Origin of the sequence: Stieleria maiorica, from assembly GCF_008035925.1 — a bacterium.
Taxonomy (GTDB): Bacteria; Planctomycetota; Planctomycetia; order Pirellulales; family Pirellulaceae; genus Stieleria; species Stieleria maiorica.
Genome location: NZ_CP036264.1, coordinates 9,061,287 through 9,081,942, shown reverse-complemented (window position 1 = coordinate 9,081,942; position 20,656 = coordinate 9,061,287). Strand labels below are relative to the sequence as shown.

Below are 20,656 nucleotides of genomic sequence, written 5' to 3'. Positions count from 1 at the left end.
TTTCGACGACACGTTGTTCACGCTGCTCAGCGGAGAGCTCGCCAGCAGATAGGTCTTCGGTGAGATAAAGCGATGACACAGAATGCTCCTCAAGTGGAAACAATCCGCGCCAAGTGCCTGCGATGCTCGCCCAGCCAAAGCCAACGGAGAAGAAGTTAACAGCCGATGAGACTTACCTACCCGGTTCACGTCTGGGCCGACGAACGAGATTCGTCGAACTTGCGGCTATGGCTTCGTAGCTCTCGCGGCGCCGAGCAATCGGCAAAGAATACCGGCAATGTTCCAGGCGTCGTCGTCTCCCCGGTGGTGGGTGCCTTCCATCGGAAGGTTCAGCATGTCGTACGCTCCGTCGAGACCGACCTCGTGTTTCAGGCCAAGCGATACCGCGAACAGCGATTTGACATTCAGATGCGTGATCCCAAAGGGGTAACCGACGCCTGCCGCCGAACAAACTCGCTCGAACTGGCGACGATCGTAGTCTCCCCAGCTGGCCCACAGTCGGTCTTTCGAATCGAACTCCTGCTTCAATCGTTTGACCGCTTCGCGGAGTGATCCCGCTGCTTCGAACATGTCCGGCGTCAGAGTTGTAAGTTCCGTGCAGAACGGACTGATCGTGGATCGTTCGGGACGGACGAGAAGACTGTGCTTGCTCATTCGCTCGAGTTTGCCAACGTCGACCACGCACAAACCGATCTCGATGATCTCGCTCTCTTCGCCTTCGGGCGGCGGGCCATCCCAACACGTCGACTCAACGTCGACTACCAGAATCTGATCTAGTTTTCTTGCCATCGGTTCTTCTTTGTTGTGTGATTGCTAGACGCCAAAGGTATCGCGGAACGCGTCCAGGTTGGCTTTGCTTTGCCGGCCTTTGCCGGGGATCGCGAAGACGATCTCGTCGATTCCGCCTCCGTCCTTCTCGATCGCCGATTTCGCCGTCCGTGAAGCCATCACTGGATCACCTCCGAAAGCCCCGCATCCCCAGGCACCGAGGAGCAGGCGTTTGAATCCCTGGTCTCGGGTGATGCGTAGTACATTCCGCCAGCGTCGCTCGAACGTTTGCTTGAGCTCTTCGGTAGCGTCTGGGTTGCCTCGCAAGAACGGGCCACTATTCGGCGCGGGGGCGGTGAGCACCGAGGCAAAGAACGGCTCGGCAAGCATGTCGCCGGTACCACGTGTCTTGAAGAAGGGAACCGACGGACTGAAGATCATGTGGTTGGTGTAGAGCAGCGATGACTGGGCACGGTTGGTCTCGTAGTAGTCCATGCACTGGATCAAACACGGATACAAACCGCTGCAGCGACAGAGATCCTCTTCCTGTGCCTTCGCACCATTCAAAAATCCGCCGCCGGGGTTTCGGGCCGATGCGAAGTTCAACAGCGCAACATCGCCTTGTGCGGCCAAGGTCTGGGCTACGATTTGAGTCGTCCCGTCCACCACGCGAATCGTTTGGTTCTCATCGGCTGGGGACGCGGAAAACGCAGTGATTTCATCGGGTCGGTAGAGGCGTGTGCCACGGACGGCGGACTCTTGCTGCTCGGTAAACCTCACGGTCTGACCATCCGCTTGGTATTCGCCCGCCTCGATCAGGTCGAGTGTTTCTTGTGCGAGTTGTTTCAGTGTCATGGTGAATTCCTCCCTGCGGGATTCTCCTTTAAATCATGACAGGACACGTGCCTCGATGTTTCGGTTCGCTCCGGCAGAACCAATCCAGCTAAAATCTGTCTCTATTGTGTCGTTCAGTCAGTTTCCGCTTTTCACGCTCTATAAGGATCCTATCGGTGACCGAAGCTTCCAAGCCGAAGAGTCTGGCGGAGGCAATTGCTGAGGTCGGCACGGAGAAGGGGCGGGAACGACTGACGGCGTATTTGAATTCTCTGCCATTTCCACATTTCCATGCGATTGCTGGAAACCGAGATCTCTTCCTTCGAGTCGAGGCAGACGGATCTGAACGCGTGGGAACATTTGTTGGCAGAAACTTTATCGAAATCGATTTCAACGGAAACACTTCGGTGACGGAAAACTCGCTTATCTACAGTGTCGGCACGCAGGTGGTCGCTCAGAAAGAAGTCATGGCGGCAAACGATCGCATTGCGCACCCGGCGGGCGCTGTCGGTGTGATCGTCCGGTCGCCAGTCGATCGCACCCACGCTTATCGCGTGAAGTTCAGTGACGGTTTCGAGGCTCCGATCCATCACGACCAACTTGTTCGGCTGGCGGAATTCAAATCAAACAGCATCCGTGATAACGACGCGCCGCTGATGAGTTCGGGCTTGTACGATCGCGTGATCTATCGCTGCGTGATCGGATCGCGGGCTTACGGACTGGAAGACGAAGCGTCGGATACCGATCGCCGCGGAATCTACCTACCGGCGGCTGACCTACACTGGTCGTTATTCGGGGTTCCTGAGCAATTGGAAAATGATGAGACACAGGAGGTTTACTGGGAGCTGCAGAAGTTCATTGTGCTCGCGTTGAAGGCGAACCCGAATGTGCTCGAGTGCCTCTATTCCCCAATCGTTGAGTCGGCGACTCCGCTGGGCGAAGAACTGCTCGAGATGCGACCTGCATTCCTCTCAAAGCTCATCTTCCAGACTTTCTCCGGATACGTGGCATCACAGTTCAAAAAGATGCAAACCGACATCCGCAATCAGGGGCGTGTGAAGTGGAAGCACGTGATGCACTTGATTCGGTTGCTGCTGTCTGGAACCCACGTCTTGCGTTCAGGTGAGATGATGGTGGACGTTGGCCAGTATCGAGATCGATTGTTGACGATCAAACGAGGTGAAATGCCGTTCGCCGAAGCAGACTCGTGGCGGAAGGAACTGCAAAGCGATTTTGAGTATGCGTTCCAAACAACGAAGCTACCGGACCGTCCCGACTACGAGCGTGCCAACGCATTCCTGGTCGACGCACGCCGGCGAGCGATGGAGGAGTCATTGCCATGAGCGACGCCAGCACGATCGACCACGCGAAGATGATGCAGCACGTCGAGTCGCATCCATACCCGCTGCTTTTCGCGACCATCAGCGGAGCCCATCTCTATGGTTTCCCTTCACCCGATTCCGACTTCGATCTCCGTGGCGTTCATACGCTGCCACTAGAGACCGTTGTCGGACTCGATGAAGGTGATCAAACCGTGGAGAAAGAGGGCATCTACGACGGTCTGGAAATTGACCTCGTCACCCACGACGCTGAAAAGTTTTTCCGGTTAATGCTGAAGCGGAACGGGTACGTGCTGGAGCAAATCTTCTCGCCGCTGGTGGTGTACAGCACTCCCGAGCACGAGGAACTCAAGTCGATCGCCAAGAACTGCATTACGCGTCATCACGCACATCACTATCTCGGATTTGCCGCGACCCAGTGGAAGCTCTTCGCCAAGGAGTCACCGCCGCGCGTCAAGCCGCTGCTGTACGTGTATCGCGTGCTGCTGACGGGCATCCACCTGATGCGCACCGGCAAAGTCGAAGCCAACCTGATCACACTGAACGAGTCGGCAAAGCTCTCGTACATCGACGAGCTCGTGGACCGCAAGCGTTGCGGACCCGAGAAAGGAACGCTTCAAGCTGCCGATCTGGATTTCCACACCCGAGAGTACGAGCGACTCACCGCGCAACTTGAGGGCGCCTACGAAGCCAGCAAGCTTCCCGAGATGCCGTCGGGCCGCGATGAATTGAACGATCTTCTCGTTCAACTGCGTTTGCGATGAAATCGTAGTGGATGAGGCGACGAATCTCTTACGCTGGGACTCTTCGCCTCGTCCAATACGAAAAAAGGCGAACCAATCCTTCGAAAGGGTGTCTCTGCTTCGGTCCGTCAATTCTGGAAACCCAATGACTACTTTCACCACAACATCAACATCATCAACGACCGACTCGTCATTCGACGGCGAGGCGGGGATGGTGCGTCGTGGTTGAAGTCTAAGTTCAAAACGATTCACAAAGCCCGCCCGGTGATTCACTTGGCGGGCTTTTTTTGTGGATTGTTGGTTCGTGGTTGACGGCGTTTTCCTGTTTCTTCGTTTCCGTTCATCTGGCGCTCACGCAGGGCAAAAAGGTTGCCGAGGCTGCTCACCTCGGCCGCTGGCGATCGGTGCGAAACGTTTCCTTTACCAAGGAGTTTGCGAGCTATGGTTCAGAACGAAATGACGCGAAATGGCAAGGTGTCGGTCAACGTCGGCACGATCGGTCACATCGACCACGGCAAAACGACACTGACTTCTGCCCTGTTGCGAGTTCAATCCGAGAAGGGACTGGCCAAGTACAAGTCGTACGAATCGATCGCGAAAGGCGGCATTGTTCGTGACAAGAACAAGACCGTGACGGTGATCGCTTCGCATGTGAAGTACGAAACCGCTGCCCGAAGCTACGCCCACATCGACTGTCCCGGTCACGCCGATTACATCAAGAACATGATCACTGGTGCGGCTCAAATGGACGGCGCGGTGTTGTTGGTGTCTGCAGCTGATGGTCCGATGCCACAGACTCGCGAGCACTTGTTGCTGGCCCGACAGGTTGGCGTGCCGCACTTGGTCGTGTTCATGAATAAGTGCGACCTGGTCGAAGACGCCGAATTGCTCGAGCTCGTCGAATTGGATTTGCGCGAGTTGCTCAGCGAGTACGGTTACGACGGTGAAAGGACTCCGGTCATTCGCGGTTCGGCCAAACAAGCGCATGACAACCCCACGAATCAAGAGGCAATCGAGTGCATTGAGCGGCTGTTAGATGCACTGGACCGCTGGGTTCCTGATCCTGTTCGTTTGACCGACAAGCCGTTCTTGATGCCGATTGAGAACGTTTATTCGATCGCCGGCCGCGGCACCGTCGTGACTGGGAAGATTGAGCAGGGAATGGTTCGCGCCGGAGACAGTGTCGAGATCCTCGGACTGAGATCCGCGACCACGACGGATGTGATCACTCAAGTGGAATCGTTCGGCGAAGTCTTGGAGGCCGGACGCGCTGGTGACAACGTTGGTGTGTTGCTTCGCAAGACGGCTCACAGTGACATCACCAAAGGTCAAGTTTTGGCGACGGCGGGAACGTTGACTCCGCATCGCGAATTCGAGGCCGAAGTGTACGTGCTGAAAAAGGAGGAAGGAGGCCGGCACACGCCGTTCTTTGATGGCTATGCTCCTCAGTTCTTCTTCCGAACCACGAACGTGACAGGTAGCGCGAACGTGCTGGGCGGAGTCGACATGGCGATGCCCGGCGATGGCGTGCAGTTGAAAGTCACGTTGAAGCAACCGATTGCAGTCGCTGACGGCGACCGCTTCGCCATCCGAGAAGGCGGCCGGACCGTCGGATCGGGCGTGGTGACACGCGTCGTCGGCTAGATCGGCGACAATTGGATAGCATTGCACAACGCTCGCGGCGGAGAGATCCGTCGCGGGCGTTTTTGTCAGCCTTCCCACCATCCTATGCGTCTTAGTAGTTGCGATCTGTATTATTCGAGATCATTCCCACTGAATGGACTTTGTACGGCTTCGACAAAAGCGTTGCTACAGCAACCCATGAGCCTGCGTTTGTGCGCCGCTGTTTCTCCTTCAGGTAGAATCCGACCGTGTGCTTGATCTTCTCTGTTTCACAGTCTGGAAACACAAAATACGTTATTCCGTAACTCGAGTTGTCGAGCCCCATACCGACGGAGCTATGAGTGTTTCGATCGCTGCAGCGCTCAATGCAGGCTGAGATTCCTTTTGAAAATTCATCATGCGCATCTCCCGACATCGATAAGATCCGCATGCTGGCTTCTGAGTAACACGGTTTTGGATCAGCTTCAAGTGACTCGAGTAGTTTTTCAATTGGGACCGGAAAGCTGAGGTGTGGCTTGTCTGTTTCCTTCGTGCGCACGCCTTGCTCGAAATAGTAGTAATTGTCAATTTCGTCCGAATGTGAAACGAGTGTGATGACAGCGCCCTCCTGCTTCACAACATTGTCGAAATACAGACGCTGGTTACTGATGTAGTTTCCAAGAAGATCGATCTCATCGGTCACAATCATTGGGTATTTCTTGAACAGGTGATTCCGTCGACTGATGTAGTGCAGTAGTTCAGTCGGGCACTGAATCAAGTCAGCGAAAACGATTAGGTCTCGTAGACCTACGCTCCAATAGTTTTCAACGCTTGGCATGAGACCTGCTTCGATAGCGATGCCGGTGTTAACTAGCACTGCATCCATATGGTCCAGCGTTACAGCAATGCGATAAATATGCTTCACTGGCGGAAGTTCAATCGAAAGTTCTGATCCGTCCTTTCTTGTGAAAACAACTCGATCGTCGTGCTGTAATATGAAGTTCGCCGCTCTCTCCGCTTGTTCAGTTGCCTTGTCGATCGTCTTCTTCGCGTCGGCCTGGAGTTTCAAATCCGATCCTCGCCGAGTAGGCTCAGAAATGGTGGCGGCCTTAGCTTCGATCAGCAGAAAGTTGTTGTCATGGACCACTAGACCATCGAGTTCCGTCGTGCCATCTTTCGGGTCATCAGAGTTGGGGTATTTGAGCGAATGTTCCGCCAAGGCCGATGGCATCATTCGTTTGAACAATTCAATCGTCTTTGTCTCGAGGTAGGCATCTCGCTTCGTGTGATACCGCTTCCACTGCTTCGGCGAACTTGCGTCGTTTTTGTCCGCGTTCATCAATCCATCGATTCGCGGCAAGAGATAACTGTACGCATCACTGTTCACACGTGTGAATTTGTCGCCAGAGCCAAGATACGGCCTGTTGAGAAACGGTGTGGTTGGTGATGGTTGCGCGAAGTCTGAATTGACTTCCCCAAACTCGACAGTAAAGCATCTAAGAAACGCCTTGATCCGATCTGAGTCGATGTCAGTGTGCTCGTCAATATCTTCGGCCGAAAACGTGCTGATGGCTCCGCAGTTGTACACATTGTTGTGGACGACGAACTGCTCGATCGTTTCTTCCCAAGATTCATCGTTTAGATGGTCAAGAATGGGCGCATCAGCCGAATACATCTCGCCGAATTGCTCACGCGAAATTTGTCCCTGGGCGAATGCCGTTAGCTTGCTTCGGAGTCCATCCAATCCGTCAATGTGAGCCTCCGATCGGACGATCTCAAGTTGAAAGATTGCGTCGTCGATCTCGATCGCATCCGTTAGGCTAAAACCTAACACCTCAAAAACGACGGCATCAACTGTGTTAGCGAGACCCTTCAGGATATCGAAAAGGTGGTGTGGGTATGCGTGCCCACGGACCAAGAGACTGTTTGTCGCCATGGCTGCGCTGATCCAGGCGAGATTCCTGTCGGATGATGCACGGGCGGCTTTGAGTTGATATTTGTGTTGCGTCAGTGCTAACGAGTAATGAGAAAGACCGCGTAGCCCGCCTAATTCGCTCGGATCAAAAAAACGCTTGGGACGCTCGACATAGGATTGTTTGGCGGCTAAGGACGCCACGTATTCCACAGCAGCGGCTTGCCCCGCATGCGTCGATTCAGAATAGTTGTCCGGGTCAACTGCAACTTCCATAGTACGAAAGGCCGCAATCAGCTCAAATGGATCGTATCGACTGATGATCTCCTCTATCGCCTGGGCATTCGAGGCAATGAATGCGTCAACTTCTGATTCGGTCATTTCAAATATCGACGGCGACTCGTCTTGAGTCGTCGCCTCAGTGTCAATGCTGGAGCGATTGGATTTTCGCCTTTTCCGCTTCGGCTGGTGTTGACGTTTCTTATGTTTCATGAATCCGTCCGTCTAAGGACCCTGATGATTGATCCATTGTCAGGATGACGACTCTTGCGTCGACGTTGAGTACCTGAGTCCCGTTTGAGAGTTCTGCGAAAGGTTGGTTCCAGTGCGCGTGCCCACGAACAACGAGCGTTGATTCGGAACGCTCCAATACGTGCCTTATTTTAGGCGACCCCCGGAAACCGAGCTCGGGTAAATCTGGTCCCTCGTGCATGACCACAATCGCCGGCGAGTCGCAGAGCAGCTGTTCAAGTGCTTCGACGAAGTCATCTTCTGTGCGACGCCACGGGCGTCTTGGATTGCCCGGAATGCCGCTCAGCCCTGCGATCGGCAGTTCATCGATGTTGACTGTGTCGTTATCGAGAAAATGAACTGGGCCAGTGAATCGGGGACGAGTTGCTGCGTCGCCGAACAGGTCGTGGTTGCCGGCGACGCCAACGATGCAATCGAACTCGTCGGCAAACGCATTCCAAACGGAAGTTACGTCACCGGATCCGCCACGCTTATCGAGTGCGGGGTCCGTATAGAAGTCGCCGGCCAGAAACACGCCAATCCGCCCGTCGGCGAGGCCGAGATTTGGAATTATCTCATGGGCAAGGATCGTCGGCAGGACTTCACCGAGAAGACGAAGTGGTTTGCCGCCAGCCGATTCGAAAGTCTCGCGTCCTTGCAGATCAGCAGTGGCGACGATCGCTGACATTCCCTCTGGCAGCTCATCCACGAATCCATGGTGGACCGGCAGCGAGTCTCTGTAGAAACCGCCCGGCCCTCGGCCAGCATTCAGGAAGGGAATCTCCCGAACCAGTTCGCGTTGAATTGATGTAATTCTCATACCGCCTAAGACACCGTGACGAACGAAGTGGTTCAACCATGGGGATTCACTATGGAGGTCAGTATCGGCTCTCTCAGAGATCTCTCACTTGCCAAGGTTTATCTCAGAGATGTCCCCACATCGGAGCGATGAACGCGATACCTCGCGCGGTCTCTCTCGAATCTCTTGGCTGTATTTGGGAGAGGTTTGCGAGGGGCACCGGCGAGCAGGTTGGCCCGGTGCATCAAAGAGAGATCTGGCGTTAACCCTATTGGGCTTGTGATACAGAGAGAATGAGATGTTTTGGCGGTCTCGGCGGGGATTCGAGTGCGATCTTGGGTTTCACGCTTGTCTCAGAGATGACAGCTCGCGGACGCGCGAGAGGTAGCCGGCCGGCGAGAAGTCACGTGACACCGCGAAAATCGGGGCCGAAACGAGAAACGCCCGCGGGCCGGATTGGGCCTTGCGGGCGTTAACTGGACGGTACTTAGTTCCGTAGTTTTTCCAAAAGCTCCCCCGGCAGGACTCGAACCTGCGACAAGGCGGTTAACAGCCGCCTGCTCTACCAACTGAGCTACAGGGGATTGGGGGCCGCCGGGCGTTTTCTCCCGGTGGGTCGCGAAGTTTAGTTTCTCGACTTTTCACTGACAAGATCTGTTGCCCCAGACCGCGAAAATCGTTTCCAGGTTCGCTTTTCGACCGGTTTTGACGGTTCTTCCGGCTGAAACACCCCGCCGAAATTGGCACCCCTGCGGCGGTGGATCGGGGTTGTTGCATCGATGTTCGGCACCGACGGGGCTGGGCTTCGACGCCTTCCGGGCCGGGCTGGCACTTGGTGCCTTGGCTCTTCAACGTGATCGGTGCTTCTGCTCGGTGGTTCTGCTCGGTGGGTGGTTGCGACGGGGGCGAGGAGTGGGCGACCGGTTTCGGCCGCTTTTCCAGGCCGCTGGCCCCTTCATCCCCAGCCCTTCTCCCCCGCAAAGCCGGGGGAAGGGAGCCGGGCTGAGTTGGGTGGATGCCGATGTCCGGGGACGAGCCGCTGGGGAACTCGCTGTGGCATGAAATCAGTCAAACATCACGAACCGACGCTCCATGACAGATGGTCGTGCGGTTTTTAACCTCAGAGATACCAGGCGTTTAGGCGTTTCACTCCCCTTGGCAGCAAGCTTGCATTGAGGTGGTCCGTTCAGGTAGGAGGACTGGAGGAACCGAAAAAGCCCACGGATAGCAGCGCGAACCCACGGATGGGATGCGGCCTGGGATCCGTGGCTTCGCGCTGCTATCGGTGGGCTATCAACCTCCATATGGTTCGGGGCCGCTAGAGATATTTGCAAAAACCCCGAACAGTCAGAGACTTCTAAAACGCAAGGCCTCTGCCAGGGTGAGTTTCGTCTTTGCTTGGTATGTTTTCCCCTCGCTTCGCTCGAACCGAATGGCGACCGCCCGGAAGGGCCGTCGTACAGGGAAACGGAAGGCCGTCGTACCGGGAGAGGTGGGGCGAGTTCTGTTGACTTGGTGGGGCGATTTGGACTATTTGGGGTGAATGAATAAGACACTCTTCTTTTCGGTCGGTGAGCCCAGTGGCGATCAGCATGCGGCTCGGTTGATTCGTGCTCTCAAGGACCGACTGCCGGAATTGACGATCCGCGGGTTCGGCGGCCAGGAAATGCGGCGGGCCGGCTGCGACGTCGACTTGGATTTGACCGAGCATGCCGTCGTCGGGATTCTGGAAGTGCTGCCGAAACTGCGGGAGTTCTTCGGTTTCGCGGACCAGGCCGAGGCGATTTTCGCTGCCGGCGGAGTCGATGCGGTCGTGCTGGTCGATTTTCCGGGGTTTAACTGGCACATCGCCAAGCGGGCCAAGAAGTACGGCATCCCGGTGATCTATTTCTGCCCGCCGCAACTGTGGGCTTGGGCCGGCTGGCGGATCAAGAAAATGAAGGCGACGGTGGACCACGTCCTGGCCGTGCTGCCGATCGAGGAGCAGTATTTCAGCGGCCACGGGATCCCCACCACCTTCGTCGGCCACCCGTTTTTTGACGCCGTCAGCGAGTCTTCGCTGGACCAAGCGCTGATGCAATCTTTGCAGGCGGCCGCGCCAACGCCGCAAACGGTGGCCGTGCTGCCCGGCTCTCGGACTCATGAAGTCCATCGAAACTGGCCGGTGATGCTCGACGCGATCGCGGAACTGGCTGCCGCCAACCCCGACGCCCGGTTCGCGGTGGCCGCGTACCGTGAGAAGCATTTTGAGTTCTGCAAGGCGACGGCGGCGGCCAAAACGGAGGCGTCAGGCCAGACCCTACCGATCGACTTTTACCTGGGCGCGACCAGCGAGGTCGTCGAACATGCGACCTGCGCGATGATGGTCAGTGGGTCGGTCAGCTTGGAATTGATGGCGCGGCAAACTCCGGCGGCCGTCATCTACCGCGTCGGCCGGTTTTTGTACGCCTTCGGAAAATGCGTCGTCAAAGTCGACAGCATGACGCTGCCCAATCTGATGCCCGAAGCGGCCGATAGCGAAAACACCGGCGAGCGGGTGTTTCCTGAAATCGTCTCGGTGGGCAACCCGGCCAAGGCGAAGGGTTTTTTAGCGGCCACGGTCGGGCGGATGCTGTGCGATGCAGACTACTTGGGGCAAAAGCGACGGCAGTTGGCGGGATTGCAGGAACGATACGCCAAGCCGGGGGCGACCGATCGAGCGGCGGAGAAGATTCTGGAGTTGTTGTCGCCGGCGGCCGGGCTGGAATCGCGGCAGCGGGCGGCGTAGCGGTTTTCTGTTGCGGGGGGGAAGGTTTGGAGGATGGCAGAATGATTCGGGGCAGAATGATGGGGCAGGAGAGTTTTTTGTGAATTCTTGGGGGTGGCGGGCAAACCGGATGCCGATCGGAGGCGTAATGTTTCGACCACGATTTCCCTCCCGGCCGGGCCTCTCGGGCCAGTTATTGGCTGGTATTCCTATCGCATTGCACTTTTTCTTTGCCGATGACGACCGAAACGACTCCACCGCGTACCCTCGGTGCTGTGATGAGCAGCGAGGCCGGCTATGAAGCCGAAGTCGACGATTCTCCGCTGCGGATTTCTGGTTTCATCGCGCTGCTGTTGTCGCTACTAAGCGGATTCACGATCGTTGCCATCCCGATGGTCGGCTTCGCGATCGCGGCCGTGCTGTTCGGGATGTTTGCGCTGCGAAAAAGTGATTCGCAGTCGTTGCCGGTCGGCACCACGGCCGCGCGAATCGGAATCTTGGTGGCGGTGTTGTTCGGCACCTGGGGTGTCGGGCGATACGCGTTCAAGCGAGACACGTTGGGCAGCCAAGCGGAATACTTCGCGCGTCAGTTTCTGAGGGTGGCCAGCAGCGGGAACGAGATCTATGCGAAGGAGCTTCAAAAGAGCTATGTCAACCGCTACTTGGTGACGATGCCGCTGGAAGAAACCTACGAGCTGGAGCGGTTGAAGATGGAGCGTCAAATGCGGGAAGCCCAGGAGCGCGGCGAGGAATTTTCGCCTCCAGGAGAGGAGGATGACGTGTCGACGGTCAAGGAACTCGTCAAGTATCCGTTGGACCAGGAGTGGGTGTTGCTGCGGCCGGTGCGAATCTTCAGTCATTATGGACGCCAAAAGGCCGAAGTGGTTTTGGCAACCGACCACACTGACAGCGCGTACAAATTGCGGATCGTTTTGGAGTACCTGGTGCACAAGGACCGCGGCACTTCGGAATGGTACGTGGAGACGTGCCTGCCGTTCCGCAAGCGGATCGTGGCGGAGTCGGTGCTGTAGCGGGAGTTGATTCGGTATTTGGCGCGTTCCGAAGTCGATGCGATCATGCGAGGCCCGTCGGATCAGCGAGGGGCCACGGAACGTCCCTCGCTGACACGTCGGGCTGGCTAGTGGAAGTCTCGGCTGCGGAGTTGCAAGCCGCTGACTTGAGAGGACAGGTCGGTGATGCGGCCGGTGATCACGTGAACGACGCCGCTGCGGTTTTCCAGTTTTCCGTCGACCAGCCAGGCGTTGCTGGTCTTGGCAACCTTGAAAAACCGCTCCCAGACCTTGGGGAAAATCACCAGGTTGACGGTTCCCGTTTCGTCTTCCAAAGTCGCGAACGTGATCCCTTTGGCGGTTCCTGGGCGTTGTCGCAACAGGACCAGTCCGGCGATGCGGACGTGACGGCCGTCGCGCAGGTCCGGCAATTGCGCGGACGTCACGCAGCGCATCTGATTGAGTTCTTCGCGGACGAACGACATCGGATGGGCTTTGAGACTCAATCCCGTCGTGTTGTAATCGGCGTAGACCTCTTCCAGCGGCGACATCGGGATCAAGTCCTCGGGCAGAGTTTCATCGTCATCGACGTCGTCCAGCAGCGGCGCCTCGCCGGGCTTGCCGGATTGCCCGAGCGATTGCCAGATGGCCGCGCGGCGGTCGCCCGCGATACTGGACAGTGCGTCGGCATCAGCTAGCAGCGAGATCACGGGCTGGCCGATTCCGGCGCGTCGCCCGAGTTCGGTGATTTCGCGAAACGGGCCACCCTGCCGCCGCGCCGCGACGATCTGGTCGGCCGCTTCGGCGCGCATCCCACGCACCGTGCCCAGCCCCAAGCGAATCGCCGGCCCGCTGCGATTGGGGTCGGGCTCGAGCGTCGATTCCCAATCGCTGTGATTGACGTCCACGGCCAGGATTCGCACGCCGTGGTTCTTGGCGTCGGTGATCAGTTGCGCCGGTGCGTAAAACCCCATCGGTTGGCTGTTCAGCAGTGCGCAGCAAAACGCGGCCGGGTAATGGCACTTCAGGTAACACGACGCGTAAACCAGCAGCGCGAAGCTAGCGGCGTGGGATTCGGGAAAGCCGTATTCGCCGAAGCCGCGAATCTGGTTGAAGACCTGTTCGGCGAACTTTCCGGTCAGCCCGTTTTTCTGCATCCCTTCGAGCAGCTTGATCCGAAATTTGTCGATCACGCCGGGGCGTCGCCAAGCGGCCATCGCGCGGCGGAGCTGGTCGGCTTCGCCAGGCGTGAATCCCGCGGCGACGACGGCCAGCCGCATCGCTTGCTCTTGAAAGATCGGGACGCCGAGCGTTCTTTTCAAGACCTCGCGTATGGCGTCGTTGGGGTAGACGACTGCATCGGGGTTTTCGCGGGCCTTGAGAAACGGGTGAACCATGTCGCCTTGAATCGGACCGGGGCGGACGATCGCGACTTCGATCACCAAGTCATAAAAGCAGCGCGGTCGCAGACGCGGCAGCATGCTCATTTGGGCGCGGCTTTCGATCTGAAAGACGCCCATCGTGTCGGCGCGACAGATCATGTCATAGGTCGGCGTGTCACCGTGAGGCAGCGTGGACAGCGACCAAGTGTCGCCGTAGTGATCGGCGACCAAGTCAAAGCAGCGATGGATCGCCGACAACATGCCCAGTGCGAGCACATCGACTTTCAGAATCCCCAATTCATCCAAGTCGTCTTTGTCCCACTGGATCACCGTCCGCCCCGGCATGGCGGCGTTTTCGATCGGGCACAATTCACAAAGAAGTCCCGCAGACATGACCATGCCGCCGACGTGCTGGGACAGGTGACGCGGAAATCCCATCAAGGTGCGGACGAGGTAGCTGAAACGCTGGCCGAGCGGGGATTCGGGATCCAAACCACATTCGGCCATCCCGGTCGGCAGCGCGTCGTCGGCACGATAACTGCCTGCAATTTTGGACAGCGAATCGATCAGGTCGGCGGACAAACCGAGCGCCTTTCCGACTTCACGGATCGCACTCTTGCCGCGATAGGTCGTGACGGTGGCCGTCATCCCGGCTCGGTCGCGACCGTATTTGTCATACAAGTACTGCAACACCTCTTCGCGTCGTTGGTGTTCAAAGTCGACGTCGATGTCGGGGGCTTCGTTGCGTTCGCGGCTGATGAAGCGTTCGAACAGCAAGTCCGTTTGGCTGGGATCGACATTGGTGATTCCCAGGCAATAGCAGACGGTCGAGTTGGCGGCGCTGCCGCGGCCCTGGCACAAGATGTTTCGGCTGCGGGCAAAACGCACCATGTCCCAGACGGTCAGGAAATACGCTTCGTAGTGCAATTCCTGGATCAGTTCGATTTCGTGCTTCAACAGTTCGATGACTCGCTGCGGAACGCCGCCGGGCCATCGTTGCTTGGCACCTTCCCATGTCAGACGCTTGAGATGTTCCACCAGCGTCATCCCCGGCGGAGCGATCTCTTGGGGATACTCATAACGCAGCTCGGACAAACTGAATGTGCACTGCCGGGCGATCTGCACCGTTCGCTCGATGGCTTCGGGAACGTCGCGAAACAACGCGGCGATTTCCGCAAGCGGTCGCAGATGGTGCTGGCTGTTGGCGAAGCGTTGTTCGTGCACTTGGTCGATGGTTCCGCCGTTGCGGATGGCGGTCACGCAGTCGTGCATCAACATGCGATCGGGCGTGTGATAGTAAACGTTCCCCGACGCCACCAAGGGGACGCCGGATTGCAGCGACAGCGTGTGCATTTGACAAAGCAGGTCGCGATCATCCACGCCGTGATGCAGCGAACACAGCAGGTAGCCGGAATCGCCGAACTGTTTGCGAAAGTCATCGCGGAGGAATTCGAGATTCAGGTCCGGGCGTTCGGGGGCGTCGTCCGGTGCAGATTCTGACGCCCTGGTAGGGGGCGGTGAAAACACGCCGGCGATCATGCCTTCGCTGAATTCAACGATGTCAGACCAGTGCAGTTGGCAGTGGCCTTTCTCGCAGCGCAATCGCCCCCGCGAGAGCAGTTGGCAGAGACGTCCATAGGCGGCCCGATCGGTCGGCCACAAAACCATCGATGGTGCGTCGAGCGGGTGAACTTCGGCACCGACGATGTATTTGAAATCCAGGTCGCGGGCGGCACCGAATCCACGCACCACACCGGCGAGCGTTTCCGAATCGGTCAACGCGATTCCGTCATAGCCGAGATCCGCTGCCCGGGTGACAAGCTCGTCCGGATGGGAGGCTCCGCACAGGAACGAGAAGTTGCTTTTGCAGTGGAGTTCGACGTAGCGCATGGGGCAACTGTAGACGCCGGCCGGCGATCGGGCAACGAAGGGCTTGCTTGGCTTGCTTGCTTCGATCCGTGGCACGGCCATCAGTCGGTTCGCGCAAGCGGTTGTGCGATTGGGAGATTCTGGTAAGAAGATTTTCGGGGTAAGAAAATGGTGAAATCCCCGTCCATTCGATGGAGCAAATGATTCCGCCTCCAAAATCTTCCTACCTCTCCACCAGACGAAGGTGTCCTGTCACGTCGGTGGGAGATCAGCAGAGGGATGGCAGAATGATACGGGGCAGAATGATGTGGGGCGTGGAGGCTGGCGCCAGGCGGCTGAACCTACGATCAACATCGGGAACAGAAACCGTCTAGAGACCCGACCTGAAATTCGAGACGCAGTGGATTGATTGGTTTTGTGCAACCAGGGGCGGAGGCAGGGCACGAGGCAGTCGACCCTCCCCTCGCTGCGCTCGATGCTCGCTTCCAGGGAAGGTTTTGTCTCAGCTTGGTGGGGAGTCTCCTCGCTGCCTCACGCCAAAATCGGGCGGATGACGTCGCCGTGGACATCGGTCAGACGGCGCTCGAATCCATTGTGATAGAACGTCAGCCGACGGTGGTCGAGCCCCAGCAGGTGCAGGATCGTGGCGTGGAAATCGTAGACGGTGGTGACGTTTTCCACGGCCTTGTACCCGAATTCATCGCTGGCACCGTAACTGAACGGCGCTTTGACTCCGGCCCCCATCATCCAGGCGGTGAACCCGTCGGGGTTGTGGTCGCGTCCGCTGGCTCCTTTTTGAAACGTCGGCATCCGGCCGAATTCGGTGGTCCACACCACCAACGTGTCTTCCAAGAGTCCGCGTCGTTTTAAATCGCGAAGCAGTGCGGCACAGGGCTGGTCGAGCACCGGGCCGTGTTTGCTGTATTGCTCGTGAATCTTTTTGTGACCGTCCCAATTGCTGACGCCTTCGCCGCCGGTTTGATAGGCGCCGTTGAACAATTGGACGAACCGCACGCCTTTTTCGATCAGACGCCGGGCGAGGATGCAGTTCTTGGCGAATTGCGCTTTCAACGTGTTCTCCGGGTCGTCGGCACCGTATTCGCGGAGTGTCGCCTTGGACTCGCTGGACAGGTCGGTGACCTCGGGGACGGACAGCTGCATTTTCGCGGCGAGTTCATAGCTGGAGATTCGCGCGGCGAGTTCGGCATCGCCCGGGAACTGTTGCAAATGTCGCTCGTTCATCCGTTTCAAAAACCGACGGGTCGCGCGATCCGTTTTCTTGCTCGTGCCCGCGGGAATCGTCAAGTTGCCCAGCGGCTTGTTCGCACTCCACTCAGTCCCTTGGAAGGCTGCGGGCAGGAATCCCGGCCCCCAATTGTTGACGCTTGATTGCGGCGTCCCGCGGGGATCGGCGATGGCGACGTAGGCGGGCAGGTTTTCGTTTTCGGTTCCCAACGCCCACGTGGTCCAGGCGCCCATGCTGGGAAAACCGTCCAGCGTGTAGCCGGTGGACATGAAGTTTTCGCCCGGGCCGTGCGTGTTGGTTTTGCCGGTCAGCGAGTGGATGAAGCACATGTCGTCGGCCAACGCGCCCAGTTGCGGCACGAGGTCGGAAACCATTTTCCCGGACTCACCACGTGGTTTGAATTCCCACGGGCTGCGGGTCAGCATGCCCTGTTGGCCTTGGAAGGTGACCAGTTGCTCGGCGCCGGGCATCGGCTGGCCGTGGCGTTTGATGAGTTCGGGCTTGTAGTCGAACGTATCGACTTGGCTGCATGCCCCGGAGCAAAAGATGACGAGGACGTTTTTCGCCGCCGGCGGATGATGCGTCGGCCGCGCGGCGAAGGGACGCGAAGGGTCGATTTGGGGGCGGATCGGAGCGACGTCGGCGGCAAGGTGCTGTTGCAGTAGACTCGCCAGCGCGATGCTTCCCAAACCGCTGGCGGTCTGCGAGAGAAACTGTCGTCGGTCTGGAACGGGTTTCATGGGAACTCGATTAGGGAATCAACACAAACTCGTTGGAGTTCAGCAGCGCGCGGGCGAATTGCGTCAGCCCTTCTTGGCCGATGAACGCGATGCTTTCGGATAACTCTTCGTCGCTCGGTGGCCGTCCGAAGCACCATTGCCAAGCGAGCATGACTTGTTGCGACGTCGACTCGGTTTCGCGTTCGAGCCGTTTTGCAAAGAGGCTCGCTTGCTGCATGACGAATCGGCTGTTGAGCAGGTTCAGTGCTTGCAGCGGCGTCGTCGACCGACTCCGCCGGGGAACGACCATGCTGGCGTCGGGGCAATCAAAGACGCCGAACACCTGATCTTTCTCCTGCCTCACTTTGGTCATGTAGATCATCCGTCGCCAGTCGTCGGGACCGAAGTTTTGTTTGGGATGGTAATGGCGCACGTTTTCCAGTTGGACTGCAAAGGCGCTGAATCCGGGGCCGCCCACGGCATCACGACGAAGCGATCCGCTGACGGTCAGGATAGAGTCGCGGATCGTTTCGGCATCGCAGCGGCGTGGCGGGAATCGCCACAGCAGTCGACAATCGGCATCGACGGTCATCGCTAAAGCGACCGGCCGATTGCTCTGCCGCCAGGTATGGGAGTTTAAGATCAGGCGATGGATGTGCTTGAGTGACCAATCATGTTCAATCAGCTCGCTGGCCAGCCAATCCAGCAATTCGGGATGGCTGGGGCGGGTGCCGTTGTGGCCGAAGTCGCTGGGTGTGTCGACGATACCGGTACCGAAATGGAATTGCCAAATCCGATTGACGATCACACGGGGCGTGAGCGGATTGTCGGCGTCGGTGATCCAGTCGGCCAAGGCCAGGCGACGAGACTGTTCGGGGGCATCTTCGTTCAGGTTCAGCGATCCGAACACCTGGATCGTATCGGGGCCGACGGCTTCTCGAGGCGCGTCGGGTTCGCCACGGTACAAACGATAGGTTTTGCCAGGATTGGAAAACGTTCCGGCGTAGACCTGTGCAGCCGTTTCGAGCGACGACTTTTCCGACCGCGTCTGACGGAGACGGTCCAGCCAGGCGCGGCCCTGCGCCGCATCGCCCTCGGGCAGGTGCTCGAATTGATAAGTCGGCGTGTCAGGCCCGCCCCCTTTGAAGGGCTGTCGATCGTCGGAGGACGCCAGTCGCATCCAGTTGTTTTCCTCGTCGGCAGCTTCGATGTGATAGACGGTCGCCAAACGATCGGAGTATTTCTTCTGGCGGTCGCGTCCCCAGACGATGCGGTCAATCATCGTCGGTTTCGCGAGCTCAATCTGCACCCAGCCTCCGGAAACCGAATCGACGATCCAACTGCGTGCGTTGCCGTATTGTCCGTCGTTGATGTGACGCAGCTTGTGCAGCGGATGCTTGAAGTCGCCCGATGAAGTCGCTTTGGCGCCGGAGCTTGCCAGGGCGACGTTTTGATCGCCGGAGTAGATCTCCAGTTCATCGATACAGGCTTGTGAGCCCGATGTCTTTTGAATGGTGAATCGTACCCGGTACACCAAGCGCGGTTCGAATCGTTCTTCGTTCCGGACGGAATTGACGGCCGGTCGAGGAGTTGACGGGGAACTTGATTCGCCGGGAAGAAAGCGTTTCAGTTTCGCGGTCAGGTCGTCAATCTCGGCATCAAGTGCTGCTAGTTCCTGTTTCGTTTCCCGTGAGGGTGGCAACGACCGGTTGCCGTGGTGCACGCCGGCGAAGACGGCTTGCATGGCGTAATAATCGCGTTGGCTGATCGGATCGAACTTGTGGTTGTGGCAACGGGCACAGCCGGTCGTCAGCCCGAGAAAGGCGGTGCCGGTCGTGTTGATCATGTCGTCGAGTTCGTTCATGCGTTGAACAAGACCAAGTTTGGGATCCTGGCCTTTGACGATGTCGTGCGGTCCGGCGACCAGGAATCCCGTGCCGACGTCGACGCCCAAGGTGTCGCCGGCGATCTGCTGGCGGACGAACTGGTCGTAGGGTATGTCTTCGTTCAATGAATCGATGACCCAGTCGCGATAGTGCCATGCGTCGGGGCGTTCGCGATTGGTTTCGAACCCATTGGTCTCGCCGAAACGCACCAGGTCCAACCAGTGACTGGCCCATCGCTGACCGTATTGTTCGCTGCTGAGGGTCCGGTCAACGAGTCGTTGCCAGGCGTCGGGGCGGTCGTCGTGAAGGAACTCGGCGACGTCATCGGGTGTCGGCGGCAGCCCTGTCATCACCAGCGAAAGCCGGCGAATCAAGACGCGACGATCGGCGATCGGTGACGGTTGCAAGCCGCTGTCGGCAAGCTTGCGGCGGATCAGCCGATCGATCGCGGCGCTGTTGCCGGCCGGGACGTGGGGGCGACGAAGGGGGCGGAATGACCAATGGTCCAGCTGAATCGTTTCCTTTGCCGGACCGTAACTGGGCGGCGTCCTCGCGCCGTCGGCGATCCAACGCCGGATCAATTCGATTTCGTCGGAAGACAACTGGCCGTCGGGCGGCATTTCCCGGTCGGGTTCTTCGTGTTTGATCAGACGCAACAGGTAACTGGCGTCTGCATTGCCCGGCACGACGGCCGGTTCGCCAGAGTTGCCGCCGGAAAGCAGGTTGGCCAGTCGGTCGAGTCGGAACTGATTGGCCTGCTCGTCCGGGCCATGGCAGTCGATGCAATGGTTCTGGAAGATCGGCTCGATGTCGCGTTGGAAATCAATCGCCGCGACGTCGGCGCTGGTGACTTGCAGGGCGAGGCAGAGAGAAGCGGACAGCGCGATCACAGCTAAACAAGATCGCTGCAGAACTTCTTTCCGGATTGCACTCATGAAGACTTCGCCGTTCGCTTCGAGATCGCGTGGATCGGGGGGAGTTGTGGAGCCTTTCGATAGGATAGTTGTTTCGGCGTGAGTTGGGGGGGCTTTCGGCGGTTGGGGGAGGCGGTCAGAAGAAACGGTGGCCAAGTGATAGGGAGGTCGGAAGATGCTGGTCAAAAAATGGGTTGGTCAAAAAATGGGTTGGTCAAAAAATGGGGGCAAACGCGGGCCGATAAAGACTGAGTTCACCTGGGATGGCTCGTTGTGGTGCGGGTTCACTCAGACAATTCGAATCGACCCTCCCTGCCAGGAGGGTTTCGTAAGTTATGTGGACGCCCATGCTGCATTTTTTGACCATTTCTTCTTC

12 protein-coding genes and 1 tRNA gene are annotated in these 20,656 nt (G+C 57.9%); 5 read left to right on the top strand and 8 right to left on the bottom strand.

The window, feature by feature from the left end:
- Nucleotides 1–225: 225 nt before the first annotated feature.
- Together Mal15_RS30770 and Mal15_RS30765 are read right to left on the bottom strand one after the other, a co-directional pair.
- On the bottom strand, nucleotides 226–789 hold the full coding sequence (locus tag Mal15_RS30770) for a 3'-5' exonuclease (RefSeq protein WP_147871262.1): 564 nt from the start codon (nucleotides 787–789) through the stop codon (nucleotides 226–228).
- A 24-nt stretch (nucleotides 790–813) separates the two neighbouring features.
- The gene (locus tag Mal15_RS30765) at nucleotides 814–1,623 is read right to left on the bottom strand and encodes a TIGR02452 family protein (RefSeq protein ID WP_147871261.1); all 810 of its coding nucleotides are present in this window, start codon (nucleotides 1,621–1,623) and stop codon (nucleotides 814–816) included.
- A gap of 386 nt (nucleotides 1,624–2,009) precedes the next feature.
- On the opposite strand from Mal15_RS30765, the gene Mal15_RS30760 reads away from it, so the two are divergent.
- The 3 genes from Mal15_RS30760 to tuf all read left to right on the top strand — a co-directional run bounded on the left by Mal15_RS30760 (nucleotide 2,010) and on the right by tuf (nucleotide 5,329).
- Entirely contained in the window at nucleotides 2,010–2,945 is a 936-nt protein-coding gene (locus Mal15_RS30760; protein WP_390623544.1) for a nucleotidyltransferase domain-containing protein, read from the top strand.
- A complete protein-coding gene (locus Mal15_RS30755; RefSeq protein ID WP_147871260.1) occupies nucleotides 2,942–3,706 on the top strand; it encodes a nucleotidyltransferase domain-containing protein in 765 nt (254 codons plus the stop codon). The genes Mal15_RS30760 and Mal15_RS30755 overlap by 4 nt, the downstream gene beginning before the upstream one ends.
- 420 nt (nucleotides 3,707–4,126) lie before the next feature.
- Nucleotides 4,127–5,329 carry an elongation factor Tu gene (tuf, locus tag Mal15_RS30750; protein ID WP_147871259.1) on the top strand — a complete coding sequence of 401 codons (1,203 nt, stop codon included), beginning with the start codon at nucleotides 4,127–4,129 and terminating at the stop codon, nucleotides 5,327–5,329.
- Nucleotides 5,330–5,420: 91 nt separating this feature from the next.
- Here tuf and Mal15_RS30745 read toward each other — a convergent pair whose 3' ends face one another.
- The 3 genes from Mal15_RS30745 to Mal15_RS30735 all read right to left on the bottom strand — a co-directional run bounded on the left by Mal15_RS30745 (nucleotide 5,421) and on the right by Mal15_RS30735 (nucleotide 9,092).
- Nucleotides 5,421–7,691, bottom strand: a complete 2,271-nt coding sequence (locus Mal15_RS30745) for a hypothetical protein (protein WP_147871258.1) — start codon at nucleotides 7,689–7,691, stop codon at nucleotides 5,421–5,423.
- The gene (locus Mal15_RS30740) at nucleotides 7,681–8,565 is read right to left on the bottom strand and encodes a metallophosphoesterase family protein (RefSeq protein WP_147871257.1); all 885 of its coding nucleotides are present in this window, start codon (nucleotides 8,563–8,565) and stop codon (nucleotides 7,681–7,683) included. The genes Mal15_RS30745 and Mal15_RS30740 overlap by 11 nt, the downstream gene beginning before the upstream one ends.
- A gap of 454 nt (nucleotides 8,566–9,019) precedes the next feature.
- Nucleotides 9,020–9,092, bottom strand: a tRNA-Asn gene (locus Mal15_RS30735).
- Nucleotides 9,093–10,051: 959 nt separating this feature from the next.
- Between Mal15_RS30735 and Mal15_RS30730 the strand changes: the two genes are divergently transcribed.
- A complete protein-coding gene (locus tag Mal15_RS30730) occupies nucleotides 10,052–11,275 on the top strand; it encodes a lipid-A-disaccharide synthase (RefSeq protein ID WP_147871256.1) in 1,224 nt (407 codons plus the stop codon).
- Nucleotides 11,276–11,532: 257 nt separating this feature from the next.
- The gene (locus tag Mal15_RS30725) at nucleotides 11,533–12,285 is read left to right on the top strand and encodes a hypothetical protein (RefSeq protein WP_147871255.1); all 753 of its coding nucleotides are present in this window, start codon (nucleotides 11,533–11,535) and stop codon (nucleotides 12,283–12,285) included.
- Nucleotides 12,286–12,392: 107 nt separating this feature from the next.
- Here Mal15_RS30725 and Mal15_RS30720 read toward each other — a convergent pair whose 3' ends face one another.
- The 3 genes from Mal15_RS30720 to Mal15_RS30710 form a co-directional block, all read right to left on the bottom strand.
- Nucleotides 12,393–15,536 carry an error-prone DNA polymerase gene (locus tag Mal15_RS30720; protein ID WP_147872721.1) on the bottom strand — a complete coding sequence of 1,048 codons (3,144 nt, stop codon included), beginning with the start codon at nucleotides 15,534–15,536 and terminating at the stop codon, nucleotides 12,393–12,395.
- 510 nt (nucleotides 15,537–16,046) lie between these two features.
- The gene (locus Mal15_RS30715) at nucleotides 16,047–17,501 is read right to left on the bottom strand and encodes a DUF1501 domain-containing protein (RefSeq protein WP_147871254.1); all 1,455 of its coding nucleotides are present in this window, start codon (nucleotides 17,499–17,501) and stop codon (nucleotides 16,047–16,049) included.
- A 10-nt stretch (nucleotides 17,502–17,511) separates the two neighbouring features.
- Nucleotides 17,512–20,301, bottom strand: coding sequence for a PSD1 and planctomycete cytochrome C domain-containing protein (locus Mal15_RS30710; protein WP_147871253.1), 2,790 nt, complete (start codon nucleotides 20,299–20,301; stop codon nucleotides 17,512–17,514).
- Nucleotides 20,302–20,656 lie beyond the last annotated feature (355 nt).